The sequence below is a fragment of the Streptomyces sp. NPDC002566 genome, assembly GCF_042889585.1.
GTDB lineage: Bacteria > Actinomycetota > Actinomycetes > Streptomycetales > Streptomycetaceae > Streptomyces.
Window position 1 is genome coordinate 441,686 of record NZ_JBIARD010000006.1, and the last position, 26,726, is coordinate 468,411.

At 71.0% G+C, this 26,726-nt stretch carries 26 protein-coding genes; 10 read left to right on the forward strand and 16 right to left on the reverse strand.

From position 1 onward, the window contains the following. The first annotated feature begins 28 nt into the window (after nucleotides 1-28). From dnaK to ACFYXA_RS26170, 4 genes are read left to right on the forward strand one after another with little or no spacing between them, the layout of a single operon-like run. Nucleotides 29-1,879 (forward strand): molecular chaperone DnaK, encoded by a 1,851-nt coding sequence (gene dnaK / locus ACFYXA_RS26155; protein ID WP_389036957.1) that lies wholly within the window; start codon nucleotides 29-31, stop codon nucleotides 1,877-1,879. After that, nucleotides 1,876-2,529 (forward strand): nucleotide exchange factor GrpE, encoded by a 654-nt coding sequence (grpE, locus tag ACFYXA_RS26160; protein ID WP_130438714.1) that lies wholly within the window; start codon nucleotides 1,876-1,878, stop codon nucleotides 2,527-2,529. The genes dnaK and grpE overlap by 4 nt, the downstream gene beginning before the upstream one ends. A 33-nt stretch (nucleotides 2,530-2,562) precedes the next feature. Next, nucleotides 2,563-3,741 carry a molecular chaperone DnaJ gene (gene dnaJ, locus ACFYXA_RS26165; RefSeq protein ID WP_389036962.1) on the forward strand — a complete coding sequence of 393 codons (1,179 nt, stop codon included), beginning with the start codon at nucleotides 2,563-2,565 and terminating at the stop codon, nucleotides 3,739-3,741. A 5-nt stretch (nucleotides 3,742-3,746) separates the two neighbouring features. After that, nucleotides 3,747-4,199, forward strand: coding sequence for a heat shock protein transcriptional repressor HspR (locus ACFYXA_RS26170; RefSeq protein ID WP_130438710.1), 453 nt, complete (start codon nucleotides 3,747-3,749; stop codon nucleotides 4,197-4,199). A gap of 139 nt (nucleotides 4,200-4,338) precedes the next feature. Here the strand turns inward: ACFYXA_RS26170 and ACFYXA_RS26175 are convergent, their stop codons facing one another. The 16 genes from ACFYXA_RS26175 to ACFYXA_RS26250 form a co-directional block, all read right to left on the reverse strand. Further along, nucleotides 4,339-4,602 carry a hypothetical protein gene (locus ACFYXA_RS26175; protein WP_389036966.1) on the reverse strand — a complete coding sequence of 88 codons (264 nt, stop codon included), beginning with the start codon at nucleotides 4,600-4,602 and terminating at the stop codon, nucleotides 4,339-4,341. A 22-nt stretch (nucleotides 4,603-4,624) separates the two neighbouring features. Beyond that, complete coding sequence (locus tag ACFYXA_RS26180; protein ID WP_389036969.1) at nucleotides 4,625-6,121, reverse strand: WhiB family transcriptional regulator; 1,497 nt, start codon at nucleotides 6,119-6,121, stop codon at nucleotides 4,625-4,627. Between the two features lie 133 nt (nucleotides 6,122-6,254). Continuing rightward, nucleotides 6,255-6,902, reverse strand: a complete 648-nt coding sequence (locus ACFYXA_RS26185; protein ID WP_389036972.1) for a hypothetical protein — start codon at nucleotides 6,900-6,902, stop codon at nucleotides 6,255-6,257. Next, on the reverse strand, nucleotides 6,899-7,978 hold the full coding sequence (locus ACFYXA_RS26190; RefSeq protein ID WP_389036975.1) for a hypothetical protein: 1,080 nt from the start codon (nucleotides 7,976-7,978) through the stop codon (nucleotides 6,899-6,901). Before ACFYXA_RS26190 ends, ACFYXA_RS26185 begins: the two co-directional genes overlap by 4 nt. Beyond that, nucleotides 7,975-8,601 carry a hypothetical protein gene (locus ACFYXA_RS26195; protein ID WP_389036978.1) on the reverse strand — a complete coding sequence of 209 codons (627 nt, stop codon included), beginning with the start codon at nucleotides 8,599-8,601 and terminating at the stop codon, nucleotides 7,975-7,977. The genes ACFYXA_RS26190 and ACFYXA_RS26195 overlap by 4 nt, the downstream gene beginning before the upstream one ends. A 25-nt stretch (nucleotides 8,602-8,626) precedes the next feature. Next, on the reverse strand, nucleotides 8,627-9,256 hold the full coding sequence (locus tag ACFYXA_RS26200) for a hypothetical protein (RefSeq protein WP_389036981.1): 630 nt from the start codon (nucleotides 9,254-9,256) through the stop codon (nucleotides 8,627-8,629). A 110-nt stretch (nucleotides 9,257-9,366) separates the two neighbouring features. Continuing rightward, nucleotides 9,367-10,539, reverse strand: a complete 1,173-nt coding sequence (locus ACFYXA_RS26205; protein ID WP_352244717.1) for a hypothetical protein — start codon at nucleotides 10,537-10,539, stop codon at nucleotides 9,367-9,369. Continuing rightward, a complete protein-coding gene (locus tag ACFYXA_RS26210; RefSeq protein ID WP_352244718.1) occupies nucleotides 10,536-11,147 on the reverse strand; it encodes a hypothetical protein in 612 nt (203 codons plus the stop codon). The genes ACFYXA_RS26205 and ACFYXA_RS26210 overlap by 4 nt, the downstream gene beginning before the upstream one ends. Nucleotides 11,148-11,175: 28 nt before the next feature. Then, a complete protein-coding gene (locus ACFYXA_RS26215; protein WP_389036985.1) occupies nucleotides 11,176-11,805 on the reverse strand; it encodes a hypothetical protein in 630 nt (209 codons plus the stop codon). 39 nt (nucleotides 11,806-11,844) lie between these two features. Continuing rightward, on the reverse strand, nucleotides 11,845-14,028 hold the full coding sequence (locus ACFYXA_RS26220; protein ID WP_389036988.1) for a hypothetical protein: 2,184 nt from the start codon (nucleotides 14,026-14,028) through the stop codon (nucleotides 11,845-11,847). 19 nt (nucleotides 14,029-14,047) lie between these two features. After that, nucleotides 14,048-14,617: a hypothetical protein gene (locus ACFYXA_RS26225; protein WP_389036991.1), complete on the reverse strand. Its 570-nt coding sequence runs from the start codon at nucleotides 14,615-14,617 to the stop codon at nucleotides 14,048-14,050. A gap of 12 nt (nucleotides 14,618-14,629) precedes the next feature. Further along, nucleotides 14,630-15,193: a hypothetical protein gene (locus tag ACFYXA_RS26230; RefSeq protein ID WP_389036994.1), complete on the reverse strand. Its 564-nt coding sequence runs from the start codon at nucleotides 15,191-15,193 to the stop codon at nucleotides 14,630-14,632. Between the two features lie 68 nt (nucleotides 15,194-15,261). Beyond that, nucleotides 15,262-18,258 (reverse strand): ATP-binding protein, encoded by a 2,997-nt coding sequence (locus ACFYXA_RS26235; RefSeq protein WP_352244723.1) that lies wholly within the window; start codon nucleotides 18,256-18,258, stop codon nucleotides 15,262-15,264. Between the two features lie 55 nt (nucleotides 18,259-18,313). Next, a complete protein-coding gene (locus tag ACFYXA_RS26240; protein ID WP_352244724.1) occupies nucleotides 18,314-18,799 on the reverse strand; it encodes a hypothetical protein in 486 nt (161 codons plus the stop codon). 73 nt (nucleotides 18,800-18,872) lie between these two features. Beyond that, nucleotides 18,873-19,136 (reverse strand): hypothetical protein, encoded by a 264-nt coding sequence (locus ACFYXA_RS26245; RefSeq protein ID WP_130438683.1) that lies wholly within the window; start codon nucleotides 19,134-19,136, stop codon nucleotides 18,873-18,875. 63 nt (nucleotides 19,137-19,199) lie between these two features. Next, the gene (locus ACFYXA_RS26250) at nucleotides 19,200-20,924 is read right to left on the reverse strand and encodes a conjugal transfer protein (protein ID WP_389037000.1); all 1,725 of its coding nucleotides are present in this window, start codon (nucleotides 20,922-20,924) and stop codon (nucleotides 19,200-19,202) included. Between the two features lie 319 nt (nucleotides 20,925-21,243). On the opposite strand from ACFYXA_RS26250, the gene ACFYXA_RS26255 reads away from it, so the two are divergent. The 6 genes from ACFYXA_RS26255 to ACFYXA_RS26280 all read left to right on the forward strand — a co-directional run bounded on the left by ACFYXA_RS26255 (nucleotide 21,244) and on the right by ACFYXA_RS26280 (nucleotide 26,719). After that, the gene (locus ACFYXA_RS26255) at nucleotides 21,244-21,786 is read left to right on the forward strand and encodes a hypothetical protein (RefSeq protein WP_389037003.1); all 543 of its coding nucleotides are present in this window, start codon (nucleotides 21,244-21,246) and stop codon (nucleotides 21,784-21,786) included. 23 nt (nucleotides 21,787-21,809) lie between these two features. After that, nucleotides 21,810-22,433: a hypothetical protein gene (locus tag ACFYXA_RS26260; protein WP_352244729.1), complete on the forward strand. Its 624-nt coding sequence runs from the start codon at nucleotides 21,810-21,812 to the stop codon at nucleotides 22,431-22,433. Continuing rightward, nucleotides 22,430-23,452 (forward strand): hypothetical protein, encoded by a 1,023-nt coding sequence (locus ACFYXA_RS26265; RefSeq protein ID WP_352244730.1) that lies wholly within the window; start codon nucleotides 22,430-22,432, stop codon nucleotides 23,450-23,452. The genes ACFYXA_RS26260 and ACFYXA_RS26265 overlap by 4 nt, the downstream gene beginning before the upstream one ends. After that, on the forward strand, nucleotides 23,449-23,811 hold the full coding sequence (locus tag ACFYXA_RS26270; RefSeq protein ID WP_352244731.1) for a DUF4913 domain-containing protein: 363 nt from the start codon (nucleotides 23,449-23,451) through the stop codon (nucleotides 23,809-23,811). The genes ACFYXA_RS26265 and ACFYXA_RS26270 overlap by 4 nt, the downstream gene beginning before the upstream one ends. A 142-nt stretch (nucleotides 23,812-23,953) precedes the next feature. Further along, the gene (locus ACFYXA_RS26275) at nucleotides 23,954-24,631 is read left to right on the forward strand and encodes a hypothetical protein (RefSeq protein ID WP_352244934.1); all 678 of its coding nucleotides are present in this window, start codon (nucleotides 23,954-23,956) and stop codon (nucleotides 24,629-24,631) included. Between the two features lie 6 nt (nucleotides 24,632-24,637). Beyond that, nucleotides 24,638-26,719: a peptidoglycan DD-metalloendopeptidase family protein gene (locus ACFYXA_RS26280; protein ID WP_352244732.1), complete on the forward strand. Its 2,082-nt coding sequence runs from the start codon at nucleotides 24,638-24,640 to the stop codon at nucleotides 26,717-26,719. Nucleotides 26,720-26,726 lie beyond the last annotated feature (7 nt).

Here is a 26,726-nt window from a genome sequence, read left to right on the forward strand (position 1 = left end):
CACTCAAGTCAGCTGGAGGAAGATCACCATGGCACGTGCGGTCGGCATCGACCTGGGCACGACAAACTCCGTCGTCAGCGTTCTGGAGGGCGGCGAGCCCACCGTCATCACCAACGCCGAGGGTGCCAGGACCACGCCGTCCGTCGTCGCCTTCGCCAAGAACGGCGAGGTGCTGGTCGGCGAGGTCGCCAAGCGCCAGGCGGTCACGAACGTGGACCGGACCATCCGCTCGGTGAAGCGCCACATGGGCACCGACTGGTCCATCGAGCTCGACGGGAAGCCTTTCAACCCGCAGCAGATCTCCGCCTTCATCCTGCAGAAGCTGAAGCGGGACGCGGAGGCCTACCTCGGCGAGAAGGTGGCCGACGCGGTCATCACCGTCCCGGCCTACTTCAACGACTCCGAGCGCCAGGCGACCAAGGAGGCCGGCGAGATCGCGGGCCTGAACGTCCTGCGCATCGTCAACGAGCCCACCGCGGCCGCGCTCGCGTACGGCCTCGACAAGGACGACCAGACGATCCTCGTCTTCGACCTCGGTGGCGGCACCTTCGACGTGTCCCTCCTGGAGATCGGCGACGGCGTCGTCGAGGTGAAGGCCACCAACGGCGACAATCACCTCGGCGGCGACGACTGGGACCAGCGCGTCGTCGACTACCTGGTGCAGCAGTTCAAGACCGGCCACGGCGTGGACCTCGCCAAGGACAAGATGGCGCTGCAGCGTCTGCGTGAGGCCGCCGAGAAGGCGAAGATCGAGCTGTCCTCGTCCACCGAGACCTCGATCAACCTGCCCTACATCACGGCGTCCGCCGAGGGCCCGCTGCACCTGGACGAGAAGCTCACCCGCGCCCAGTTCCAGCAGCTGACCGCGGACCTGCTGGAGCGCTGCAAGACGCCGTTCCACAACGTCATCAAGGACGCCGGGATCAACCTCTCCGAGATCGACCACGTCGTTCTCGTCGGCGGTTCCACCCGTATGCCCGCCGTCGCCGAGCTCGTCAAGGAGCTGACCGGCGGCAAGGAGGCCAACAAGGGCGTGAACCCGGACGAGGTCGTCGCCATCGGCGCCTCGCTCCAGGCCGGTGTCCTCAAGGGCGAGGTCAAGGACGTCCTGCTCCTCGACGTCACCCCGCTGTCCCTCGGCATCGAGACCAAGGGCGGCATCATGACCAAGCTCATCGAGCGCAACACCACGATCCCGACGAAGCGCTCCGAGATCTTCACGACGGCCGAGGACAACCAGCCGTCCGTGCAGATCCAGGTCTACCAGGGCGAGCGCGAGATCGCGGCGTACAACAAGAAGCTCGGCATGTTCGAGCTGACCGGTCTGCCGCCGGCGCCCCGCGGCGTCCCGCAGATCGAGGTGTCCTTCGACATCGACGCCAACGGCATCATGCACGTGACCGCGAAGGACCTCGGCACGGGCAAGGAGCAGAAGATGACCGTCACCGGCGGCTCCTCGCTGCCGAAGGACGAGGTCGACCGCATGCGCCAGGAGGCCGAGCAGTACGCGGAGGAGGACCACCGCCGCCGCGAGGCCGCCGAGGCCCGCAACCAGGGCGAGCAGCTGGTCTACCAGACCGAGAAGTTCCTCAAGGACAACGAGGACAAGGTTCCCGGCGAGATCAAGACCGAGGTCGAGGGCGCCGTCGCCGAGCTGAAGGAGAAGCTCAAGGGCGAGGACACCGCCGAGATCCGCACGGCCACCGAGAAGGTCGCCGCCGTCTCGCAGAAGCTGGGTCAGGCCATGTACGCCGACGCCCAGGCCGCGCAGGGCGCGGGCGGCCCCGAGGGTGCCGCGGGCGAGGGCGCCAAGGCCGCCGACGACGACGTCGTCGACGCCGAGATCGTGGACGACGAGCGCAAGGACGGTGCCGCGTGACGGAGGAGACCCCGGGCTTCGACGAGAAGCCCGACGTCCCCTCCGGCGCCACCCCCGACGACGCCGAGCCGAAGGCCGACTCCACCGCTGACGCGGAGGGGACGGCCCCGGCCGGGGACGCGAACCAGACAGCCGGACTGGTGGCCCAGCTGGACCAGGTGCGCACCGCGCTCGGCGAGCGCACCGCGGACCTCCAGCGCCTCCAGGCCGAGTACCAGAACTACCGCCGCCGGGTCGAGCGCGACCGGATCGCGGTCAAGGAGATCGCCATCGCGAACCTCCTGACCGAGCTCCTGCCCGTGCTCGACGACATCGGCCGCGCGCGGGAACACGGCGAACTCGTCGGCGGCTTCAAGTCGGTCGCCGAGTCGCTGGAGACCGTCGCGGCGAAGATGGGCCTGCAGCAGTTCGGCAAGGAGGGCGAGCCCTTCGACCCGACGATCCACGAAGCCTTGATGCACAGCTACGCGCCGGACGTCACCGAGACGACGTGCGTGGCGATTCTGCAGCCCGGGTACCGGATCGGCGAGCGCACCATCCGCCCCGCGCGGGTGGCGGTGGCCGAACCCCAGCCCGGCGCCCAGACGGTCAAGGCCGAGGACGCCGAGAAGTCCGACGACAAGGAGAGCGGTGGCCCGGACGAGGGCTGAGCTTGAACCGACACGGAAGGAGGGGCGTCGAGGATGAGCACCAAGGACTTCATCGAGAAGGACTACTACAAGGTCCTCGGCGTCCCCAAGGACGCCACCGAGGCCGAGATCAAGAAGGCGTACCGGAAGCTCGCCCGCGAGTTCCACCCGGACGCCAACAAGGGAAACGTCAAGGCTGAGGAGCGCTTCAAGGAGATCTCCGAGGCGAACGACGTCCTCGGCGACCCCAAGAAGCGCAAGGAGTACGACGAGGCACACGCCCTCTTCGGAAACGGCGGCTTCCGTCCGGGTCCCGGCGCCGCCGGCGGCAGCTTCAACTTCGACCTGGGCGACCTCTTCGGGGGCGCCCAGGGCGGAGGGGGAGGCGCCGGCGGCTTCGGCGGCGGGCTCGGTGACGTCTTCGGGGGACTGTTCAACCGCGGCGGCACCGCGGGGACGCGCACGCAACCCCGGCGCGGACAGGACATCGACACCGAGGTCACCCTCAGCTTCACCGAGGCGATCGAGGGCGCGACGGTCCCGTTGCGCATGACCTCCCAGTCCCCGTGCAAGGCCTGCTCCGGCACCGGCGACAAGAACGGCACACCGCGCGTGTGCCCGACCTGCGTGGGCACCGGGCAGGTGGCGCGCGGCTCGGGCGGCGGGTTCTCCCTCACCGACCCCTGCCCGGACTGCAAGGGCCGCGGTCTGATCGCCGAGCACCCCTGCACGGAGTGCTCGGGCAGCGGCCGCGCCAAGTCCTCCCGCACGATGCAGGTCCGCATCCCCGCGGGCGTCACCGACGGGCAGCGCATCCGGCTGCGCGGCAAGGGCGCCCCCGGCGAGCGCGGCGGCCCGGCGGGTGACCTGTACGTCGCCGTCCACGTCGGCTCCCACCCGGTCTTCGGCCGCAAGGACGACAACCTGACGGTGACCGTGCCGGTGACGTTCACAGAGGCGGCGCTCGGCGGCGAGATCAAGGTGCCCACCCTGGGCGGTCCTTCGCTGACGCTGAAGCTGCCGCCCGGCACGCCCAACGGGCGCACCATGCGCGCGCGGGGCAAGGGCGCGGTCCGCAAGGACGGCACCCGCGGCGACCTCCTGGTCACCGTGGAGGTGAGTGTTCCCAAGGACCTGTCGGGGAAGGCTCGTGACGCACTGGAGGCGTATCGCGAGGCGACCGCGGAGGAGGATCCGCGGACGGAGCTGTTCGAGGCGGCGAAGGGAGCATGAGAGGCATGGACGGCCGTCGGCGCAACCCGTATGAGCTGACCGAGGAGACCCCGGTCTACGTCATCTCGGTAGCGGCCCAGCTCTCCGGCCTGCACCCGCAGACCCTGCGCCAGTACGACCGCCTGGGCCTGGTCTCCCCCGACCGCACCGCCGGCCGGGGCCGCCGCTACTCGGCCCGCGACATCGAACTGCTGCGCACTGTGCAGCAGTTGTCGCAGGACGAGGGCATCAACCTGGCCGGCATCAAGCGGATCATCGAACTGGAGAACCAGGTCGCCGCACTGCAGTCCCGGGTGGCCGAACTCCAGTCGGCCCTGGACGGCGCGGCGGCGGCCATGCAGCAACGAGAGGCCGCGGTACACGCCTCGTACCGCCGCGACCTGGTGCCGTACCAGGAGGTACAGCAGACCAGCGCGCTGGTGGTGTGGCGCCCGAAGCGCCAGCAACAGACCGACTGAAAGGGCCGGGAGGCGACAAGCCTCCCGGCCCTTTCGTTTGTGCTTGCGCGCGTCGAACACCGCCGAGAGGAACCCCCTGGCGTTGCCGCCGTTCTCACGCTGGTCGAGTAGGCGATCCTCGGGCGAACTGGCGGACTCGTCAGGTGAGTTGTTCCGTCGATCCGTCCGGGTGGATCAGGAGGCGGATGGCGCCGCCGTAGCGGTTGTCGGTGATGGTGGCGGGGGTGGGGGCACCCAGCTGCTGGGCGCGTTGCTGGAGGATCGAGAGAATGACCTCCTGGATGTCGCCGTAGGGCGGGGCGGTGACCGGTACGCCGTCGACCAGGCCGGCGTTGGGGGAGAAGACGTGCACCTGGGCGTCCGCCGTGGCCGGCGGCGGCGGCGGGGTGGTCGGTTCGGTCATCGGGTTCCGGGTTCCTTCCGGCTCAGGCGCTCTTCGCCTGGTCCTGACCGGGCCGTGCGGCCGGGTCGGGCAGAGCGTGGTCGGGGACGGCGACGGTGCGAGCGTACGTGCCCCGGGCGAGGCGTCGCAGGCGACCGGACTTGACCATGGAGGAGAGGACGTTGCTGATCGTCTTCGAAGGGTCGCCGTAGACGCCGGGCGGCAGGGCGCGCAGCACGTCCCGGGCGGAGAACGGGCCGGGGAAGGTGGCCACGGCCGTCTCCACGGCGGCGCGGATGCTGGGCGCGGTGGCCGGACGGCGGTGCGGTGGGGCGGCCGCGACCCGGCCGGGGGAGCCGGACGGCACGCCGGGGGCGGCCGGAAGGTGGGTGCGCAGGCCGCGCAGGGCCGTACGAAGGGGCTCAAGGCCCGGGCCGTCGGCGTCCTCGGTGGCGGCCAGCATGGTCGCGACCTTCTCGATGTTGGTGAGGGAGGCGGCCAGTTCGCGCAGGAGGGGCTCGAGGAAGTCGCGGCGCAGCGCCGCCACCGGGTCGGTGGCCGCGAGCTCGACGGAGACGGAGCCGGTGAGAGTGCGCAGGGGCGCGGCCTCCGTGGTGGCGTCGGGGCCGGCCGTGTCGCAGGGGGCCAGCTCCGCCACGGCGCGCCGTACGGCGCGGACGTCCCGGAGGAGTTCGGGAGTGACGTCCCCGCCGGGGACGCTCGTCAGCATCGTGGCGAGCTGTTCGAGACTGGTGAGGGCGGGCAGGGCGGAGCGGATCAGCGGGCCGAGCAGGGTCTGTCGTACGGCCTGGGCGGGATCCTCGTACGAGAAGGCGATCCGTTGCCCGGACTCGGCCGCTGCCATGTCCTGTGTCCTGCTTTCGAGTTGTGGTGACGGGGGCGGGGCGGGTCGATACGTCGGCTGTGTGCCGGTGTGCTCGTGCAACGGGGTGGGAATTGCGGACAGGGTACGACGCAACGCCCTTCTTTGCGCCGCCAGTTGCTCCTGCCGGATGTCGAACGCGTCGAGGATGGCGTCGATTTCGGGCCACCCGTGTTCGGATGGGTGGCGGGCCGCCGGGTCGGTGGTGCGCGAGCGCAGGCGCATCAGTCGGCGGGAGGGGTCCCCGGTGCCGGTTGCGGCTTCCGGGCCGGCTCCGCGGTCCTCGGGCGCCGGCGGGGTGGGGAGGTCGCCCGCGGCGTCGCCGATGCCGAGCGTGCGGCGGATCCAGCGGCGGTCCTCCAGCGTGGTCGCGGCCGCGTAGCCGTACGGCTCGGCGTGGACGACGGCGTCCTGGAGGCACTCGGCCCACAGCGGGCAGGAAGCGCACAGGTCACGGGCCGTGCGGGACAGGACGAGGTGCCGGCGGCGCAGTGCGGGTGAGCTGTCGGGCAGGTCGGTCGACGGTTCCAGCAGCGGGTGCTGGAACACGTCCGGGCGGCGCTGGCAGGGCAGGGCGGCGTCGGCTGTGCGACCCGTGTGAGCCCCCCGTGCAGGCCCGCGCGGTGGACGCGCGGGCAGCGCCGTATGGCTGGCCATACGCATGTGTGTAGTCCCCCGTGGTAATGCCTGATGCGGGTGGACTCTAGTTCGATCCGTCAATGCCGTGCAACGCATCTGCAAAGCACGTACGGATCTGGCACAGTGACGAGACCAAATGTTCACGGGGGCCTCAACTGTCCTTTGAGTCAGTGGCGTTGCGACGACGGAGAAGGGCGACGGCCTTGTGGGCACGGGTCGTAACCGCTTTCGCGCCCTTGCCGCGGGCCGCCAACACGCCGATGACGCCCAGGAATCCGAGCGGGACTCCGGCCTGCGGCCAGATCATGCCGACGGCGGAGACGATGACGAGGATCACATCCGCGATGCATACGGTGACCCCGCGCCGGCCCGGGTGTTCCTTCACCATCCATGCGCCGAGGAGAGCCATGCCGGCGAGCGCCCAGTAACCGAAGGCGGCCTGTCCGGTGACGGTGGCACTGGTGCTCATCCGGGCCGAGTCGCCCACCGCGGAGAAGTAGCCGGTGAAGGCGGCGGTGAGGATCGTCGTGCCGAGGGCGAGCAGCAGCTGCCCACGACGGCGCAGCAGCCACAGGACGCCGCCGAGGGCGAGCAGGCCACAGACGGTGACGAAGCTGGAGCCGCTCTGGGAGGCGATGGCGAAGAGCGTGTAGGCGGCGGCGAGTCCGAAGACGAGACGCGGGAGCAGGCGGGTGGCCCAGGAGTCGTTCGGTTCCTGGCGAAGGAAACGCCGAACGAGACGGACCCGCCTCCCGGCGGGCGGAGCGGCCCGCTGCGTGGACCTTCCTTTCGCGCTCATCCCAGCCCCGTGCCGGTGGCTTGTCTGCCGAGGTCGGGGGAGGGCGGGGCCTTCGACTCGGCGGCGGACGCGGTCGGGGCGGCTTCGGCTTTGACGGGGGTGGGCTTGAAGCCCAACTGCCAGACGGGCAGGGAAGCATGCGGTTTCGCTGTCTGCTCCGGTGTTTCCCTCGCCGGTGCCTCGGCTTCAGGAGCCTTTGGCGCCACCGCTTCTGTCGAGGTGTTCGTCGCTCTCTCGGCGGCTCGTTGCTCGCGCTCGTCTGCTACCGAGGCGCATTCAGCCTCGAGTGCGGCCTTGCGGGCGACCGGATCCTGCGTCGCGTACGTCGCTGGATCGACGTAGTGCGGGAGGGTCGGGTCGTCGACCTGGACCTGGGCGCGCACCGCGTCCGTGCCGAGTTCGTCCCGCGCCTCTTGCGACCATCCCTGCGGGGCGCTGTAGGCGAAGTGGACTTCCTCCACGCCGACATACTGGTTGGCCTGCAGGGTGGGGAGCTCACTTTTGTAGAGGATCGATCGTGTGTGGGCGGTCTCGGCGAAGACCACGACGGGGCCCTGGGCGGCTTCGGCGTAGGTCTGCGAGATGTCGCCCCAGCAGTCGCGTGCCCACTCGTACGTGTAGCCCTGCTCGTCGCCACCGAGGGCATTGCGGACCGAGTCCTGGAAGAGGTACATCGCGTTCAGCCGACGGCCGCCGTCCGTCGTCTCGAGAGTCTGGGCGGAGCCGGGACTGCGCTTGTTCTGTGAAACGGCCCAGGCTTCGGCGACGTAGCGATTGTCGAGGAAGTTCTCGCCCAGCCAGTTCGGGGGCGCCTCGGCGTGGGGTGTCCCGTGTGACCAGAAGGCGCTGGTGGGTTGCGTGCCGTCGGCGGGGGCAACGCCCTGCGGATCCTTCGTAAGGGCCGCGATGTACTCCTTGACCGACGGAAAGCCGCCGGCCTCACGTTCAGCCTCCAGACGACGGGCGATTTCCCGAGCACCCTCCCTCGTGCTGGCCTGCTGAGCCTTTTCCGCTTCCGCGTTGGCCAGTTCGAGGGCGAGCCGCTCGATGTACTTGGGTATCGGCTGGGGACTCACAGTCCTCCGATCTCGATCGGCCTCGGGTGGAACGCGACTGACAGGTTGGCGGCGCCACGGCGCGGCGCCGGTCCGGCGCTGTCCGCCTTGAGCGAGATCTCCATGACAACCAGCGGGGCAGTCGCCTCGCGCGGCAGCCAATACGCCAATCGGTGGGGGTCCTGCTGCTCATGCCGGTAGTCCCGTGAGCCGACATCGTGGTTCCCGAGTTTCTGCGGGAAGTCGTCGGCGTCCCAAGCTCCCTCCCAAGTCGGTTCGCCCAGCTCGGCGGAGGCGGCAGTCACGTACAAGGGCCAGACGCGGGCTGCCTCTTCCAGCAGGGCGGGGTTGTCCTCGACGGTTTCGGCACTTGCTCCCCAGAGCCAATGGCGCACGTGTGTCACAGGAGCCCAGCTGCCGCCGAGGTTGTTGAGCGTGAAGGAACCGCCGGTGTCGGTACGGATCTGCAGGACGCGTTCGAAGCTTGTCGGGGCCCAGCCGAACTGGGCGCACCACATGTCCAGGCCCTCGCCCGGGTACGGCGGGCCCGCCCAGACCGTCGGCCAGTCGACGTCCGTCAGTCCGCGCAGTTCGGTGACCAGTTCCTGCGGGGTTCGGTCCTTCGGACCTGAAGTGAGTCCCATGATCAGCTCCTCGGGTTCCTCGTCGTCACAACAGCCAGCCGGGGCCCTCGTCCCCGGAGTCGGCCGGCCCGTGGCAGGCCAGGGAGATCGTCGCACTGCCAGGCCCCCAGCCCGCCGCCGTACCGGGCGAGAGGCCCGCCTTGAGCACGAACAGCGGAGCTCCCGGCGTACGGAAGGACCAGACCGCCAGGCGGTACGGGTCGCGGTGTTCCCGGCGCCACTCGTCGTCGCCCCAGTACGCGCGGCCGGGCGGGGCCGGAAAGCCGTGCGTGTCCCAGTCGCCGTGCCAGGTGGGGGCGCTCAGGACCGCCTGGACGGCATCCAGGTAGCCGGGCCATTTGGTCGCGGCGAGCGAGGACACGGCCTCGTTCTCCGCAGCCGAGACGGCACGCACCGACCACAGCACCTGCTCGACGCAGGTGACCGGACGTCCGGGGGCGACCGCGGCCAGGTGGAGGCGGGCGCCCTCGGCCGTACGGACCCACTGCCCCGCGTCGAACCACAGCGGGCGCCATCCGAAGCCCGCGCACCAGCGGCCGCGCTTCTCCTCGTCCTCCGGCACTCCCGCCCACACCGTGGGCCAGTCCACGCCGATGAGCCGCTCGAGTTCCGCGACCAGTCGGTCGGGGCTGCGGTCGGCGGTCAGGGCGGGCATGGGGTGGCTCCTCAAGGCGGGGCGGGATGGACGGGCGGGTCGAGGTCGGACGCGGCCGCCGGGGCACATGGGGGCTCCGTCGGGCGGGCGCGAGGGTTGGCATCGCGTGGTCACATTCCCAGGCCCGGGTCGGTCGACTTCTCAGGGGTCGAAGGGGCATGCGTAGGTGTCGTGGCAGCGTTGCTCGCACTCGGCGCCACAACGTTCTTGGCCTCCACCTCGACGCCGGGCAGGAAGACCCCGTGCGTGCCGGTGGGCGTGGTTCCGGCCCGCGTCACCGGCTGCGACACCGCCGCGTGGGCGTTGACCGTGACACCGGGCAGGAAGACGCCGTGGGTGCTGACGGAAGGAGTTGCGATCTGAGTCCGTTGTTGCTCCTCGACGGCGGGCCCGGAGATCTCTTGCTCCGTGCTCAGATCCGCTTCCGCTTGCCGCTCGGCTTCGGCCTGTTGGGCATCCACCAGGGCCACCCGCTCGCACGCTTCGAGGATGGCGGCACGCTGGGCCTCGGGGGTGGGCAGCGACCGCAGGTGCTCAAGGTCCAGGTAGCCGGCCTCCCAGTACTTCTGGGTCGGCGGATTGGCCGGATCGGGAGCCTTGAAGTGCACGTGCGACCGCACGGACCCGTCGGACAGCAACTGCCGGCTCTCCGGGGGGAGTCCCTTCAGCAGCTCTTCGGGCAGTTCGTACATGAAGTGGATGTTCTCGGGCCCGGTGCCCCTGCGCAGCCGGGGCATCTCCGTCTCGTAGGCGACGCTCCACGGGACGATTTCGCCGCCGAAGACGATCGCCTCGCCGTCGGTGGCCTTGGCGTAGTTCTCCGACACGGCGCTCCAGGCCTCGCGTGCCAGGGCGTTGCCCTGCTGCTCGTTGAGACCGAGCACCTTGTAGACGTCGGGGTTCCACAGGTGGAGCTTGTCCAGGACCTGCCCGCCCGGTGTGCCCTCCAGATAGCGGGCGCTGTCGGGCTCGTTGCCGTTCTCCATGTCGGTCCAGACGGCGGCGAGGAACTGGCTGCTGAGCACCTTGTCCACCGGCAGGTCCGGGTGCGGTATCCCGTACGACCAGAAGGCGGACTTCATGCCCTCGCGAGGGGCCGAGACGTCGAGTCCCTTGGCGTACTCGACGACGTACTCCTCGACCGTCTTCCCGGCCGCCGCGGCCGCGTCGATGATCTCGTAGGCGATGCGCTCGCCCTCGCCCTCCTCGAGAGCGGCACCGTGGGCGGTCTGAAGGGCCAGCGCACGTTGGACAGGCGTCCGGACCAGGGTGGCCTCGCTCACTCGGTCTCCTGGGGATAGCAGCCCACGTTGATGGTGACGCCCCGCAGGCCTGCCCCCGACGGCGTGACCCCTCCGCTGAACACTTCGAGCGCGATCGTCGGTTCCTCTGCGCCCGCGCCGCGCCAGACGGCGAGCCGGTAGGGGTTGCGGTTGCGCAGGCGGCGCTCGTGGGAGGGCAGCCAGTGGCCGCGACCCCGGGGTTCGGGGAAGTCGGGCGAGTCCCAGGAGCCGGAGAACTCCGGTGTGCCGAGCACGGCCCGAGCGGCCTCCTCGTACCGGGGCCAGGCCTCGGAGGCCGTCTGCAGGACCTGGTCGTTCTCGTCGGAGCTGTCGGCCCGCAGGTGCCAGGTGGTCCAGCCGAGCGACCTGACCGGGCTCCAGCCGCCCTCGACGACGGGGGTGAGGGTCAGCCGGCCGTCCGTGGCGGTGCGCACGCTGAGGACACGGTCCTCGGCCAGCGGCTTCCAGCCGAACAGCGCGCACCAGTCGTCCAGGGCCTGGCCCGGGTTGGGCGGTCCGGCCCAGACCGCGGGCCAGTCGACGTGCTCCAGGCCGGCCAGTTCCCTGCCCAACTGCTGCGGCGACTCGTCGATCTCGAAAGTCGGCATGTGCGCTCCCGCCTCTGTTTCTCGTACGTCAGTGCCGATCGACCGGGCCGTTGTTTCCCGGTGTGCCGTGGCCGTGGCAATTGAGCCCGATCCTCGCATCGGCGGGCGCCGGCTCGGCCTCGGAACCCGTCCCGAGCGTCATCTGCAACTCGATCACGGGTGCCTCGGGCGTACGGAACGACCACACCGCGACCCGGTGCGGGTCCCCGTGCTCCAGACGCCACTGGGGGCTGTACCAGGGGCCGCGCCCGGGCAGTTCCGGGAAGTCGGGGGCGTTCCACGTGCCGTTCCACCGGGGCGCGCCCATGAAGCCACGCAGCGCGTCCAGGTACGACGCCCAGCGGGCCTCCGCAAGCTCGGTGACCCGCTCGTTCTCGTCCGTCCCCCGGGCCCGGGCCGACCACGCCGTGTGCTCGACACGGCTCACCGGGCTGCCTGGGGCGGCCGAGGCGAGGAGGAGGCGGCCACCCTGTTCGGTACGGACCCGCAGGCCGCCCTGGAACCACAGCGGGCGCCACCCGAAGCCCGCGCACCAGCGGTCGCGCTTCTCCGCGTCCTCCGGGATTCCCGCCCACACCGTGGGCCAGTCCACGCCGATGAGCCGCTCGAGTTCCGCGACCAGTCGGTCGGGGCTGCGGTCGGCGGTCAGGGCGGGCATGGGGTGGCTCCTCGGGGTGAGGTGGACGGGCGGTCGGGGTCAGACGCGGCCGCTGGGGCCGCGGGGGTCGCGCGGGGGTGGGGGTGGGGTGGGAGCGGAGGGTGCGGGCGGTTGAGGCTGAGCCGCCGGGCGGGGGATCGACGGTTGCTGCGCAGGCGGTTGGGCCTGGGTGGCTGCCGGCCTCGGCTGGGGCTGCGGCTGGGCGGGCTGCTGCGGGGTCGGCTGCGGTGCCGCCGACGGGTCGGCGCCCTTGTTCGGCACCGCTGCGCTCACCCGGCCGGTGCGCCGGGTGCGCTTGGCCTCTTCGGCTTCCTCCCGCTCCTGCTTGTTCTCCTTGACCATCGACCGGTAGTTCTTGTGCGTCATCCGCGTGCCCTCGTAGGCGGCCTGGCGTTGCTCACGCTGGCCCACCGGGAGGAACCCGGCGCGCTGGAACCTGGCCCCGAGCAGTCGCCGGTCGACGTTCCGGGCCGCCGTGCCCGCCACGCGTCCCGCGACCCGGCCCATCGTGCCGTCCTTGGGCTTGACCAGACCCGCGGCCTTGTCGGTCAGGTTGCCGCCGGCCGCGCCGGCCGCCTCCCCGACGCCCAGGGCGTCGTCCGCGCCCGCGACCTGCGGGGAGAACTTGCCGGACAGCAGGTTCTTCAACAAGGTGATCACGGCGACGGTGACCAGGAGAAGCATCAGCAGCTGCATGCCCAGCGGGACTTGGAGCGGCAGGATCAGCTGGTAGAAGAGCAGCAGGATCGTGAGGATCACGCCGAATCCCGCGCGCAGGACGAAGCTGTGCACGAAGGTCTGCCACCAGCCCCGCAGCAGTTTCTGCTGGGTCGGGTGGATCGAGATAATCGCGACCAGGGGCAGCAGGATCACCATGATGAGCGTGACCGCGTGCCACAGGAGCGTCAGGGCGCTGAGCACGATCACCATCAGGCCGACGATGAGGGAAGCCACCAGAGCGTAGACGCCGATGCTGATGCGGTTGGCGGGCTTGTGGCCGGCCCACTGCTCGTAGACACGGGCGCTCTCGTTCTTGGCTATGTAGTTGCGCAGTTCCCCGTACTGGTTCTCCTTGGCCTTGATGATGTCCTTCGCGTCCTGCTCGATCTCGGCCTGCGACGGGTTCTGGTAGTACTCGATGTTCGACACCGACTGGACGGACACCTGCTTGGCGCGCAGGTCCGTGCATCGTTTGCCCGTGCCGAACTCGCATTTCCCGCCGCCCTTGTACTCCATCCGGTCCTTGCCCGGGTCGCCGAACTGGCCGATGGCCCACGGCCGGAAGGCAAGCGTGTCGTACATGGCGCAGCTCGATATCCGCATGCCGCGCTGGGGTGCGTTGGCGGGCAGATCACACGGCGGGTTGACGTCGTTCACCGAGCCGTCCAGCACGGCTTCGGTCAGCGCGGCGTTCACCTGCGCGATGCCCGAGTCGGCCTTCTCGACCACGGTCACGTAGTTCCCGTCGACCAGGAACGCGGACACCGCGATCACGACGAAGGCGGCCCAGCCCACGCCCGACCAGACCTCACGCATGTCGCCCTTGCGCCACTTGCCGAACACCCACAAGCCGGTGAGCAGGATCATGGTGGGCACGGCCAGCTTGAAGACGCCGTTGTTCAGGCGGTCGACGACGCTGTCGTCACCTGAGACCGAGCCGTCGTACAGGGCGGCCAGGGGGCTCGGGTTGGAGGAGATCTCTTTGATGCTGATCGCGGCCCGGCTCACGATCTTGCTCATGTCGAAGATGGCCTGGGCGATGCTGTTGTAGATCTCGTTCTGGAGGCTGCAGTCGTCGCCGCCGGCCGGCTTGCCGCGCTCGCCCTCCTGGGCCTGGCTCCGACTCTGTTGCGTCGAGGACCAGTTGAGTCCTCGCATGGCGCTGAGCTCGTAGAGGGTGTACTTCGACGCGGGGCCGTCCATCCGGGTGGCGCCGGAGACGAGTTCGCGCTTGCCGTCCCACTGCTTCACCGAGGGGAAGACGTTCTCCGCAGCGGGGCCGGGCATGTCGGCCATCTGGTCGATGCTGTCCGACGTCCAGTCACACGTGTCGAAGAGAGCGTGTGCCTGCTGCGGAGCGGAGAACGAGAGCGCGACCACCGCGAGTACCAGGAAGAGCATGGCCCGCGCGGCGACACCGGTGGAGACGAGTGCCTTGCGCAGGGATCGCCTCGTCCGAGGGCGCGTCGGGCGGCCCGGGCGCGGCCGGATGCGGGTCAGCATGAGAAGCCCTTCGGAGGGATCAGATTTCGGCGGGGAAGTAGTCGGTGAGTACGCACCCCTCGACCAGCGCGGGCTCCTGCTTGTAGCCGCTGGGCAGGTGGAGGCCGGGATCGCACGAGAGGTACTTGAGGCCGGACGCCTTGAGTTCCTTGAGCGTCTGGTCGTCGCCCGGCTCCACCAGGAAGTCCTTGCCTGCCAGAAGGCCGCTGTAGTTCCCCGCCTTGAGCTTGGCCTGGAACTTCTTCATGTCCGACACCAGGACCAGGGTGTTGGAATCGTGGTACGCGTCCCGGCAGACGGCGCGTTCCTTGATCCCCCAGTCGGGGAGATCGTTGTCCAGATCCTCCCCCCAGGCGGGGTCCTTGTCCCGCAGGGCGGAGTCGTCGTATTCGTCGCCGGGGGTGAGGCCCGTACAGGACGTGTACTTGTTCATGAACTGCTCGATGGACGCCATGTCCGCCGCGTCCGGCAGCCCGGGGCTCCCTGCCTTGCCGTCGCCGTCGCTGTTGCCTTCGTCGCCTCCACAGGCCGTCAAGGACGCCGACATGAGGAGGAGGGCGCCGACAGTGATTGCTCGCTTGATGCGCATGGTGTTACCCGCCTATCCGGGAAGATGATCAGTCAGGACGCAGCCGTCCACGAGGCCGGGCTTCTTCTCGGCGCCGCTCGGGGCGGAGAAGTCCGCGTCGCAGGTCAGGAACCGCAGGCCGGACCCCTGCAGGCTTCGGACGGTTTCGTCGCCCACCGGGACGACCGCGAAGTCCTCGCCCACGAGGAACTCGGAACCGTCCTTCTTGACGGCCGTCTGGAACTTCGTCATGTCGGAGACGACCAGGAGGACGACGGGGCGGCCTGCCCTGTCGGTGCAGACGCCGCGCTCCTTGATGGCCCAGGAGGGGTCCGCGGCCTCGTCCGTGCCCCAGGCGCGGCCGTCGCCCTGGTGACCGGCGTCGTACTTGGCGCCGGCCGTCAGGTCCTGGCAGGAGGTGTACTCGTTCAGGTAGGACGCGACGGACGCCAGATCCGCGGCCTTCGGCAGCCCGCTCGCGGAGCTCCGGTCGTCGCCGGTGCTCGCGCCCCCGTCGTCGTCACCGCCTCCGCAGCCCGCCACTCCCGTCAGCGCGATGAGGGCGGCGCCTGCCGTGAGCGCTCGCTGGGTTCGCATGGTGTCCGTCCTTGGCGTGATGGCGTTGTGAGGCGGTGGCGTGACAGGGGCCCGGCCTGGGCCGTACGTCATGCCGGCTGGGCGGCCGGTTCCGGCTGGGAAGGAGCAGCGGGGTCCTCCTCCGCCTCCTGCAGGAACGTCCAGTCCCATACGCTCAGCGGGGGGTTGACGCCCTGGCGGGCCGGGCGGGTGGTGCCGTTGGTGTCGGTGGCGGCGAGGATCTCCTTGAAGACCAGGTCGACGGCGACTGTGCCGACGCGTTTGTCGGCGTCGCGCTGGAGGCAGACGCCCGTGCGCAGGTCCTGGAGGGCGGCGATGACCTTGGGGTCGTCCTCGGGGCGGCCGAGGAGGGGGGCCACCAGGGACGCCTCCTGGGCCGACTTCTGCTTGAACGCGAACACGGTGTGGATCTGGTTCGCGCCGCCGCTGCGGGCCTCGGAGTCCTCGATCTGGACGAGGTCGATGGCCTGCTGGGTGATCAGGACCGTCACGGCCAGGTAGGAGCGGCCCTGCTTCAGGGCCCGGCGCATCAGGTCGCGGCCCGACTCCGTGGCGGTGACCACGTACGCCTCGTCGACGAAGAGCGCCTTGGGGCGCAGACCGACCTGGCCGGTCACCGGGTTCTTCTCGTAGCCGACGTCCAGCATCTGGCTGCCCAGCTCCACGACCGCCATCAGGGCCGTCGCCGCGAGGCGCTCCGCCGGGTTCCAGTTGCGCGGGTCGGAGGCGGCCGGCGACTGGAAGCCGCGCAGGGTGATGACCGTGCGGCGGCCCCGCATGCTGGACAGCGGCTGCGGGTGCTCGGCGAAGGCCAGCCGGGCGTAGGGGAGCGTGCGCAGCTCCGTGAGGAGCATCTGGGCGAGCTTGAGGTCCTTCTGCGCCTCGCGGTCGCCGGACGCGACCGCGTGGTCGTACGCCGCCACGACCTCGTCGACGACCTGCCACAACGTCGGCCGCGGTACGGCGAGTTCGGCGTCGCGGGCGGTGTGGCCCTGCTCGACGGCCTGGCGGATCGCGGAGTTGTAGCGGCCGATGACGGTCGCCATCGCCTCGATGACGGGCAGGCGTACGCGCTGGTAGTCGTCGTCGCCGAGGAAGCCCCGGAGCATCGACTCGGCGAGCAGGCGGCCCGCCGGGACGTCCCTCGCGATCACCCACGGGTCGAGCACGCCCGCCTGGCCCTTGAGGAGGTCGACGACCTCCGTCTCGGCCCAGAACTCCGGGTTCACCGGCTGGAACCGGCTGGCCGGCGTGCCCAGCACGCCCGACTCCGCGTCGGCCGCGAACGCCGGGTCGTTCACCTGGGCGCCGAAGGCGAGGTAGTAGCAGAGCTGGGCGAAGTCGGTCTTGGGGTCGATGACCAGGCAGCGGACGCCGGACTCCGACTCCTCGTAGAACTTCTGCAGGGCGAGGGAGGACTTGCCGCCGCCGGACGCGCCGACGATGGCGAGGCCGCCGCCGTCGTTGCGGGCCGGGCCCACGTGCAGCGAGTAGTGGACCGGCATCTTGCCCGCCCAGCCGACCAGGTTGCCGACCCAGCCCAGACGCTTGCCGGAGCGGGTCTCCGGGTTGTCGCCCAACTCCGTTCCGGCGGTGGGAAGTCCGGCCCCCAGCTGCTCCACCTCCTGGAGGCGCAGATACGGCGCGATCGGCAGCTTGGGTGCATCACCCGGGAGTTGGGACTGCAGCAGCCGCCACTGCTGGCGGCTCGGACGCAGCAGCGTGACCTTCAGGTCCTGCTTGAACTGCATCTCCAGAACCCGGCGGCGACGCTCCAACTCCCGTACGTCGGGAGCCGAGATGGTGAAGCGGATCTGCGCCTCCATGCCCGGCATCTTGTGCTCGTCGATGTCGTCGACGAGTTCCTGCGCGCGGGTGACCTGGCTGGCCAGCTTGGTGTCGGGGGTGCGGCCGGAGTTGGCCATGTCGTTCATCTCGTCGACGAGGTTGCCGCGGATCTTGTCGGCGCGGTCCTTGAACCTCAGATACGGGATGAGCGTGAACCGCATGTCGATCTCGACGGGGAAGTCGACGTGCTGGGCGGCGTAACGGGCCCAGGCCGTCGACTGGCGGAAGCGGGTCTCGGCGGGCCAGTTGGCGGCGACGAGGGTGGTGGTGTAGCTGGTCTGCTGCTCGCCCGTCACCTCGTCGTACTGGTGCAGCACGATGTGCGTCTTGCGGTTCTCGCCGGAGAAGTCGACGACCAGGTCGAACTGGTCGGGGCCCCAGGCGCGCGAGCCGAGCACCGGCTCCGGCGGGACCGGCAGGTCGCCGTGGAGCGGCTTGCGGATCAGCCAGACGAGCTCCTCGCGGCTGAGCGGGGACCCCTTGAGGCCTTCCAGGCTCTCGTGGACTTCGGTGGCGACCTGCGCCCACTCGGCGACGACATGCGGGGCCAGGTGCTCGTCGGCGACACCGGTCGCGGTGGCGGCGGCCTGGTCGGCGGCGCCGCGTACGCCCTGGAGCAGTCCGGGCTCGTCGTACGGCTCGTCGTCCTGGGCCATGACCCCGGTGCCGCCGCTCGCGCGCTTGAGCGAACCGAGCTTCACCAGCAGGATGTTGCGCTCCCGCTTGGCGCCGATGCGCTCCTGGTACTCGGCCTTGCGCAGGTTGTACGCCTTGTAGTTCTCCGTCGGGTCCCAGGCGACCGCGTTCAGCTCCTCCGCCCAGGTCAGTGCGGTGATCGGCTGGTACACCTTGCGGTAGTGGCACTCCACGCCCCGGTCGCCGCGGGCCAGGTTGAGCAGACCGCGGGCCGGGCCCTCGGCCATCGCCTGGAGCTCGCCGGCGTTGAGGTACTCGTCGATGGCGTTGGGCAGGACGAGACCGGTCCACACCGAGTCGCCGTGCACGAAGATCATGTCGTCGGCGTAGCGGTAGGGCAGGCGGAGGTCCTCGCGGCGCGCGGCGGAGGACGAGCCGGACTGCCGGGCGCGCGAGGAGCTCCGCGACGAGGACGACTGCGTCCGGCCGCCCTGGCCCTGCTTCTTGCTCGAGGTGGCGGCCATGATCATGGCGACCACGAAGAAGGCGGCCGCCCCGCCCAGGAGGATCAGCATGAACATGGAGTAGTCATCCCGCGGATAGAAGACGTCGGTCGGAGGTGGCGGAAGCGGTGGGTCAGCGCCTGGCCGCGGCGAACGCGCTGCCGCGCTCGGCGGCGGCCCGGCGGGCGGCGTCGTAGCGGGCCTGCCAGCGCGGCGAGCCCGGGGTCCAGAGGATGACCTGCCAGTGCAGCTCCTCCGGCTCCTGGTCGGCGGCGAGGCCCTGGAGGCGCTTGGGCTGGAGCCACCAGTCGGCCCACACCACCAGTTGCTGGCTCAGTGTGAGCGCCGACGGCAGCGGCCGGCCCCAGATGAAGTAGACGGCGAACGGCGGACCGAAGTAGAGGACCGACGTCCACATCGACATGCCCAGGAAGGGCAGGAACGCCGAGACCGTGAACAGCGTGATGAGCCAGAGCAGTCCGAAGCCGAAGGCCGCGCCGAGCGCGGGCAGCAGCAGGCCGGGCAGCGGGATGTTGCCCCAGTTCCAGATCCGCTTGGGGCGGTTGACCAGGTCGGTGTGGTCGTAGGCGACCAGCGGCTCCGGCGCCTCCTGGCTCATGTCTGCGAACTCCCCTGCTAGGGACGGCTGTACGGCTGCTGACGGGCGGTCGGGACGCGGCCCGTGCCAGGCGTCAGTTGCCGCCGCCGATCTGGGTGCCGAGACCGATGAGCACACCGGCGAGACCGCCGGCGCCGCCGATGATCAGGGCGGCGAGCGCGATCATGCCGAAGCCCTGGAAGGCCTCGCGCATGCCGTCGCCGCGCTTCATCGACAGCAGCATCCGGATGCCGAGGATGAGCAGGGCGATGACGGCGACCATGGTGCCCGCGTTGCGCAGGATCGTCTCGATCTCGCCGAACATGTCGTTCAGCGTCGTACCGGCGGCCAGGTACATGGTGGTTCCTCTCGGGTGGTGACGTGGTCGTGAGTGCTGCGGGACGCGCCGGGGCGTTTCCCGTCAGGGCTTGCCGGGCTGCTTCGCGGACGGCCTGGGGGCGGCCGCGGAGGGCGACGGCGAGGGGGCGGGAGCGGGGGCGCCGGAGGGGGCGGGGGCCGACGGGGAGGCCGTCGTGGGGCCGCTGTCGGCGTCGCCGTCGGCCCGGCCGCCCTCCGCGTCGAGGACACCGCCCCGGACGTCCTTGATGAACCAGCCCTGGGCCGTGTTCACCACCGTCATCCGGTAGGCGCGGCGCACGACGACGCCCTTCGCGTCGCTCCAGTCGACGGACACGCGCACCTGCACGGCCTGCCCGGCGTCGTAGCTGTACGGCTTGCTGTTCTGCACGCTGGGCGGCGCCAGCGCGACGACGGCGCCGACCTGCGGGGCGGTCAGCCGGCCGGAGAGGCCGGTGGTCGCCGCCAGCGTGGCGTCCGGGGTGATGAAGCGGGCCATGGCGGTCGTGTCGGAGGCGCCCCAGGCCGTGAAGTAGCCCGGCAGGACCTTCTGCTGGAGCTGCGTGGACAGGGCGTCGTCGACGACCTCCCCGCGCTGGTCCACCTCGGGCACGTCCGCGGCCGCCGGCATCGGCATCTGGCCGACGTCGCCCGCGACCCGCATGCCCTCGCCGGTCTTGAGGTCCTTCACGTACACGGGGACGGTGAGCGTGGTGAGCGTGCCGTCCTCGGAACGGACCTGCACGCCGATGTAGCGGCCGTGCTCGCCGTACTCGGGAAGCTTCTCGGCGGTGCCGTCCCAGGCGGTGGACACGGCCTTGCCGGAGCCCTCGCCGCTCCAGCCGCACTCGGGGTCGACGCCGGCGGAGTTGTACCGCGCGAGTTCGGCCCGCCGGGCGGACGAGGTGTCCGGCGAGAACGTCATGCACAGCTGGGCGTACTGCTCCGCGAAGGCGGCCGCCTGCTCGGTCGGGAACTCGGTGAGCCGGTACCGGGCGGCGTCGCCGGCGTCCAGGCCCGCGGCCGTGGTGCCGGACGACTTGCCGACCACAAGGCCCATCACGCCGCACGAGCCGAGCGCGAGAGCGCAGACGGTGATGAGGAGGGTGGCGCGCAGGGCGACGTGCGTACGACGCCCGCCGCCGGGGATCCGGCCGCCGGGGCGCGGGACGTCGAAGCTGCGGGGCGGGGCGGGCTTGGGGGCGGCGGCCGTGGGGGTGAGGGCGGGTGCGGGTGCGGGTGTGGAGGTGACGGCGGGTATGGGTGTGGAGGTGACGGCGGGCGTCTGCGGGCTCACGGCCGCCGTCGGCGTCGCCGACATGGTCGGCGCGGCCGCAGTAGTCGCAGGGGCCGTCGGCGTCGCGCCGCCCCGCTTGCGCTGCTCCTTCTCCGCTTTCTTCCTCTCGTACGCAGCCTTGCGCTCCGCCCGCTCCCGCTCGCGCTTGTCCTTCTTCGACTCGCCCTGGGGGCGTGTCTCGCGCGGCGGCAGCGACGGTACGGCGGCCTGGCCGGCCCGGGGGGCGTTACGCACCCAGGCGGCCGCGACCTGGGCGCGGGCCGCGTCGGAGGGGAGTTGCTGCGGCGGGGAGGCCTGCGGGGCGGGGGCCTGCGGCGCCTGTGCCGGGGTCTGCCAGGCCTGCTGGGGGTCCTGCGCGGACTGCTGGGGCTGCCCTGCGGACTGCTGCTGGGGCTGCGCCGCGGACTGCTGCTGGGAAGGACCGAGGGACCCGGGCTGCGCCGGAGGCCGGCCCCCGCCGACCGCGCCGGCAGCGCTGTTGTGGTCTGTCATCGAGTCGGTCACTCCAGCGAGTCGGTTCCCCGTCCGCCTGCGCGGGCGTGACCGCACCGCATGACGGGCCCCTGGCCCTGCCAGGTGCGCTGGCAGTGTGGCAAAGACACGTCACGCGACCGCCGCGCTTTTCCCTGCCGGGAGAGCGGGGATTCCCGCCGGGCCGCCGGGAGGAAAGTCGCCGGGAAAGGTGTCGGGAACGCGTCGGGAGAGTGGGACCGTCGCACCGGACCGCCCTCGGCCCACAATGCGCTGGGCGCGTCTGCCCGACGTACCCGGCAGCATCCTCTGGCCCCACGGACCCGGCGAAGGACGAGAGTTGAGCGACCACAGCGGGAACCCGCAGCAGCCCGATCCCCGCGCCGCGGGCATCCCCCGGCAGCCGCAACCGGTCGAGCCGGTCCCGCAGGTCACGCCGGCGCCCGAGCCGCCTCAGGCTTCCCTCACGCCGGCGGCGCCGCAGACCGAGCAGGTCCTCCAGGCCGACCACGCCTGGGTCGACGGCTACGAGCCCGGCAACCCCTGGCAGTCACGGCTGTGCGTGCGGACGCCGTACGGCACCTTCGCCTATCCCCTCACGCCGAACACGATTCCCGAACTGCTCGAACAGATGGTGCTGGTGGCGCAGGAGCAGCAGGGGCTGCCGGTCGGCTTCGACGAGGACCCCGAGCAGGGTCCCGCGGAGGGCCGGGACGACATGGAGGAACCGCAGGAGGCCCCCGGCGTCCACGGCGGCCGCGCCGCGCGTCTGACGGGCTGGGCGGTCGTCCACGACCTGTGGGAACGCGAGGATCCGACCGCACGGATCGTGATGGGCGCGATCGTGGTGGCGTTGCTGCTGCTCGGTATCTTCCTGACGTGACGGCCTGATCGAGAGGGGTGGCCATGCTGACGGAGACGACCGGCCGTACGGCTCAGGACCTCGCCGCCGAGCTGGCGGCGCTGCGGGAGGCGGACTGGGCCTCGGTGTGGCCCGGACCCCCCTGGGGGCCCGAGCGCGAGCTGCGGGAGTGGTCCGGCCGGCAGGGGTGGGAACCCCTCACGTTCGACCGCCAGTTGGTGGTGCGCGGCCCGAGCGGGAACGAGCTGACCCTCTACTCGAACGGCCACTGGGCTCCCGTCTCCAGCGTCGGTTACCGCGCCTGGCACGTGAAGGCCGACGCGGCGGACGCCAACGGCGCCGTGCTGGCCGCCGCGGACGAGCAGTGGCCGGCGTACGTGGCCGCGGCCGCCGGCGTGCTGGGGGCTCCGGTCTGGACGGGAGCGTGGGACGCCGAGGACTTCCCCGAGCCGCCGGACCCCGCGTTCTGGGAGGACCGCGAGTCCCGGCTGCGCCGCCGCAGCCCGTACCGGATGGCTCACTGGACGACCGGCGGCCGGGACGGCGCGGGCGCGGTGTTCGTCCTGGACCAGTCGGTGTCCTTCCCCACGTGGACGCGCGACCAGCCCGGCGGATCGATGATCAGCCTCTCCGTGTATCCGGCAGCCGGGGAACGGCGGGCTGAGTGAGCTTTGCCTCCCCTCCGACGCCGGCCGAGATCGCGGACGCCGTCGAGAGACAGCGTGCCGCACGGCGGGCGGAGCCGCGGTCGAGGGCGGAGGGCGCCGCGGTGGCCGACCGGATCTACGCCGACTGGCGGGCGGCCCGCGCACAGGGCCGGGAGCTGCCGGACCTGCCGTCCTTCGTACGGGACGTGGCGCGCAACGAGTCCGTCACCCATGAGGGCCGCGGCGACGTGCGGGCGTTCTGGTCGTTCATGTCGCAGCCCGAGGGCGCGCCGGAACCGGTGGGCCACCGGTTCCTGGCGCAGGCCTGCGGTGAGTCCCGGGGCTTGCAGGTACTGGAGGATTCCCCGGCCGGCAGCCTGCTCGACTCCTACCAACTGTGGAACGAGCATGTGCGGGGCGCGCTGGTCAAGGACTACGAACTGGACGCCGCCGAGGTGGAGTCGCTTGCCCCCGAGGTGTGGTCCACGGTCTCCCGGCGGTACGCGGAGGCCGCCCAGGGGCCCGCCGTCGCCTTCGCCACGGACATCATCAGCACCTCGGTCCTCGGCAAGGACGAACTCCCGCGTCTGCTCGCCCACGACAAGGTCGGCCGGGACGGCATCCGGTTCCCTCTCCCCGCGCCCCGGCACGGTCATCTCCCTCCGGAGATAGACGAGTTGATCGCGGACGACGCGATACGGGCTCAGGTGCGCATGGACGACTTCGACCCGGCGGGCTCCCCGCAGGAGTTCGCCGGGAAGCTCGGCGCGGTCGATGTGCCCGGGAAGCTGCGCGAAAGTCATGAAGCGGCCCTCTGGCGTCTGAAACTCGCCGACACCTATGAGGAGTTGAACGCCCGGGCCGAGCCCGCGCGGCGGGTCGCCGGCAGTGAGTTCCTCCCCGGCGTCGACATACGCCCCGTCGCCCGTCCCGCCGCACCGCGGGGCCCGACCGCGGGTCATGGAGTCCTGAACCCGGCCGCGGCCCTCACTCTGCCGCCGCCCGTCGTCCAGCAGCAGCCCGTGGGAGTCGAACGATGACCGGTACCGAATCCACCTCCGAGGAACCGGAGTTCTTCTTCCCCGACGTGTTCGTCTTCGTCTCCGACTACCTGTCCCAGGTGATCCGCCGCCGCGTCAACGGCTCCTCGGCCACCTGGTGCCCGAAGTGGTGGGAGCACCCCGAGGCCGGCGCCCGCCTCTCCGCGCTCTGGCTGGCCTGGGAGCACCTGCGCCAGGACGCGGCGCTCGGCATGTCGACGTGGTGGCTGCACCACGCCGACCCACACCTGCGCGTACTGATGGACTCCGACCTGGGCCCCTTCGCAGCCTGCTCCCCGAAAGACGGCCACACGCCCTACCCGTTCGACCCACTGCCGGTGGATCCTCGCCCGGAGTGATCCCCCTCTCCCGGGCTGCCGCCTCCTTTTCCCGAACTTTCCCCGCCGGGAAAGCCCGCGACTGTCTCGGACCGACGCCCCCTACCGTGTCCCGGTCACCCGCCGTACCGGCTCAGCACAAGGGAGGCGCAAAAGCGTGGACATGCCTGAGGAGAACAAGCGCACGGGGCTTCTGGCCCTGGGCGTGCTCGGGTTCCTCCTGATCGCCGTGCTCACCGTGTTCACGGTCTTCGACGGGTACGACGGGGACGACGGCGGCGACGCGCAGGGCGGTTCGGCCGTGCCCAGCGCCACCGCGGGCCACGACGAGCAGACCTCCGGCGACGCCGGACAGACTCCCGGCAGCGCGTCGGCGGGCGCCTCGGTCGCCCCGATCGTGTCCGCCTCCCAGGCCGCCGAGGCCCACGCCGTGATGGTGCGGTACATGGCCGGGCTCACCACGTACGACCACACGAGCCGGCCCGCTGCCTGGAGTGCCCCCCTGCTCGCGCTCACCACGCGGGACACGCGGATGAAGCAGGCGACCGCGTTGCCCACCGGCAAGGAGTGGGCGAACTGCCGAGCCGGACAGTGTTCCTCCGAGGGCGCGGCCGTCGTGGTGCGGGACGCCGTCGTCTCGGCCGACCTGGTGGGCGACAGCGGCCGTTCGATCTCCAGCCTGGTCGAGGTGACGGCCCGGTACACCGTGGGCGGTGAGACCACCGTGGAGTCCAACAGGTGGCTGGTGACGGTCAGGGAGGACAGCGGCGACTGGCTGGTCTCCGGGTTCGACGTCTTCGGCCTCGGCGACGTGGGCGCGTCCGACGACTCGGGGGCGTGAGCCGGCATGGTGGCACCGGCGGTACTGGCCGCAGCCGGCAAGGCCGCGAAGGTCGCCAAGGCGGCCAAGGCGGCCAAGGCCGCGGCTCAGCGCGGTTCCGGCGGGCAGGGCGGCGACGGCAACAAGAACACCAAGTGGCTTTGGCTGCTCGGCGGTGTCGGATGCCTGCCGGTCGCCGGCGTCGGCACCCTCGTCCTGGCCATCCTGGGCGGCCTCGTCGGCGGCATCGGCGCCGGTGCCGCGGCGGCCGACTGCGGTGACTACTCCGACAACGCGAACGCCGGCAACACCGGTGACGCCGCGGCCACCAACCCGGTCATGCCGGCCGGCAAGATGTACATGCCGAGCGAGACCGCGCGCAACGAGATCCCGCCCAGGATGATCCTCGCGGCGATGCGTGCCGCCGCCCGCTACGACGGCCTCGACTGGACGCTCATCACGGGGCAGATGTACCAGGAGACCAAGTTCGGCCAGGACAAGTCGGCCGCGCCGGGCGGCCGGAACTCCGCCGGATACATGGGCATCCTCCAGTTCGGCACGCCGGCCTGGAAGGACTACGGCGCCGACGGCAACGGCGACGGCAAGAAGGACCTCTACAACATCGACGACGCGGCCTGGGCCGCCGCCAACTTCCTGCACGCCAAGAAGGCCGAGACCGAGCCCTGGAAGGCGCTGCTGACCTACTCCGGCTCCACCGCGTCCAACACGATCTACCCCCGTGTGGTCCTCACTCAGGCCGCCCGCTACCGCGGCACGCTGACCGGCGACCAAGCCCTCATCAAGCGCTGGTACGCGCATCTGAAGGAGACCATCGAGAAGAACCCCGGCTTCCCCACCCTCGGACAGCAGTCGGACATCCCCGAGCCGATCGGCAACAACGCCCAGCCCGGCTCCGCGCTCAGCATCGCCGCCACCTCACCGCGCTCCTGGTCGACACCGGCGTTGGACGAGGGCGGCGATGGGGAAACCACCACCGCCATGGCTATGGCCGCGTACTCGGGCGGGACCGGCCGCGTCACCACCGTGTCGTTCGCCGACGAGCCCGCCACGGGCAAGGACTGGCAGTGGCCCATGAAGCAGGGCTCGTACACGGTCGGCACGCCGTACCACAAGAGCGGCCGTATGTGGAGCCTCGGCTACCACACCGGGCTCGACCTCGTCGCGGCCTCCGGCACGCCGATCTACGCTCCGGCCGACGGCAAGGTCGTCCACGCGGGCCCCGGCGGCTCGTACGGGAACATGACCAAGCTCCAGCACACGGGCGGCGTCATCACCCTCTTCGCCCACCAGACCTCGATCAAGGTGTCCGTGGGCCAGAGCGTCAAACGCGGACAGCAGATCGGGACGGTCGGAGCGACCGGCAACGTCACCGGACCCCACCTGCACTGGGAGGTGCTGCTTCCCGGTGTCGACAACCCCTTCGTGGGCGGCCGGGACCAGGGACCGGGCATGGTCGACCCCGACGGGTGGATGCGGGGCAAGGTCACCGCCAACCCCGACTACGGCACGGTCCCCGGCTCCGACGAGGGCGGCAAGGACGCGGAGTACGCGGACTGCGCCGCCGACACCGGTGGCGCGGCCGTGGCCCCGGACGGCGCGGGCGCCTCGGGTGTCCTGCCCGACTCCGACGACCCGGTGATCCGCGCGGTCCTCGGCTGGGCTCAGCGCGGCATCGGCGTCCCCTACGTGTACGGCGCGCCGCGGCTCCAGGGCCGCAACCCGACCAGCTTCGACTGCTCCAGCTTCACGCAGTGGGCCTACTACATGGCCAGCAACGGGAAGATCGACATCGGGACGACGACGCGCAGTCAGGAGCCGTACCTCAAGAAGTACGAGGTGCCGTTGTCCCAGGCCCAGCCCGGCGACGTGATCTTCTTCCGGCCGGAGTCCGACGGGTCCTCGGGCCACGTCGGCCTCGTCTGGGACCCGAAGGGCCACAAGATCCTCCATGCCCCGCGTCCGGGCAAGTCGGTCGAGTTCAGCAAGTGGGACTACCAGGACAAGATCACCGGCGTTTACCGCGTCCCCGTCCCACGGGGCACGAACGCGGTCGAGGGCGACGGCACACAGAACGAAAAGGGAGCATGAAGTCACC

Bases quoted from the DNA above. Each gene is read 5' to 3' on its own strand.
- ACFYXA_RS26240 (WP_352244724.1), bottom strand. From the start codon at position 18,799: ATGAGCCAGGAGGCGCCGGAGCCGCTGGTCGCCTACGACCACACCGAC.
- ACFYXA_RS26280 (WP_352244732.1), top strand. From the start codon at position 24,638: ATGGTGGCACCGGCGGTACTGGCCGCAGCCGGCAAGGCCGCGAAGGTC.
- ACFYXA_RS26275 (WP_352244934.1), top strand. From the start codon at position 23,954: ATGCCTGAGGAGAACAAGCGCACGGGGCTTCTGGCCCTGGGCGTGCTC.
- dnaJ (WP_389036962.1), top strand. From the start codon at position 2,563: ATGAGCACCAAGGACTTCATCGAGAAGGACTACTACAAGGTCCTCGGC.
- ACFYXA_RS26220 (WP_389036988.1), bottom strand. From the start codon at position 14,028: ATGCTGACCCGCATCCGGCCGCGCCCGGGCCGCCCGACGCGCCCTCGG.
- dnaK (WP_389036957.1), top strand. From the start codon at position 29: ATGGCACGTGCGGTCGGCATCGACCTGGGCACGACAAACTCCGTCGTC.
- ACFYXA_RS26245 (WP_130438683.1), bottom strand. From the start codon at position 19,136: ATGTACCTGGCCGCCGGTACGACGCTGAACGACATGTTCGGCGAGATC.
- ACFYXA_RS26250 (WP_389037000.1), bottom strand. From the start codon at position 20,924: ATGACAGACCACAACAGCGCTGCCGGCGCGGTCGGCGGGGGCCGGCCT.
- ACFYXA_RS26225 (WP_389036991.1), bottom strand. From the start codon at position 14,617: ATGCGCATCAAGCGAGCAATCACTGTCGGCGCCCTCCTCCTCATGTCG.
- ACFYXA_RS26260 (WP_352244729.1), top strand. From the start codon at position 21,810: ATGCTGACGGAGACGACCGGCCGTACGGCTCAGGACCTCGCCGCCGAG.
- ACFYXA_RS26180 (WP_389036969.1), bottom strand. From the start codon at position 6,121: ATGGCCAGCCATACGGCGCTGCCCGCGCGTCCACCGCGCGGGCCTGCA.
- ACFYXA_RS26170 (WP_130438710.1), top strand. From the start codon at position 3,747: ATGGACGGCCGTCGGCGCAACCCGTATGAGCTGACCGAGGAGACCCCG.
- ACFYXA_RS26235 (WP_352244723.1), bottom strand. From the start codon at position 18,258: ATGTTCATGCTGATCCTCCTGGGCGGGGCGGCCGCCTTCTTCGTGGTC.
- ACFYXA_RS26175 (WP_389036966.1), bottom strand. From the start codon at position 4,602: ATGACCGAACCGACCACCCCGCCGCCGCCGCCGGCCACGGCGGACGCC.
- ACFYXA_RS26185 (WP_389036972.1), bottom strand. From the start codon at position 6,902: ATGAGCGCGAAAGGAAGGTCCACGCAGCGGGCCGCTCCGCCCGCCGGG.
- ACFYXA_RS26200 (WP_389036981.1), bottom strand. From the start codon at position 9,256: ATGCCCGCCCTGACCGCCGACCGCAGCCCCGACCGACTGGTCGCGGAA.
- ACFYXA_RS26195 (WP_389036978.1), bottom strand. From the start codon at position 8,601: ATGGGACTCACTTCAGGTCCGAAGGACCGAACCCCGCAGGAACTGGTC.
- ACFYXA_RS26230 (WP_389036994.1), bottom strand. From the start codon at position 15,193: ATGCGAACCCAGCGAGCGCTCACGGCAGGCGCCGCCCTCATCGCGCTG.
- ACFYXA_RS26270 (WP_352244731.1), top strand. From the start codon at position 23,449: ATGACCGGTACCGAATCCACCTCCGAGGAACCGGAGTTCTTCTTCCCC.
- ACFYXA_RS26215 (WP_389036985.1), bottom strand. From the start codon at position 11,805: ATGCCCGCCCTGACCGCCGACCGCAGCCCCGACCGACTGGTCGCGGAA.
- ACFYXA_RS26210 (WP_352244718.1), bottom strand. From the start codon at position 11,147: ATGCCGACTTTCGAGATCGACGAGTCGCCGCAGCAGTTGGGCAGGGAA.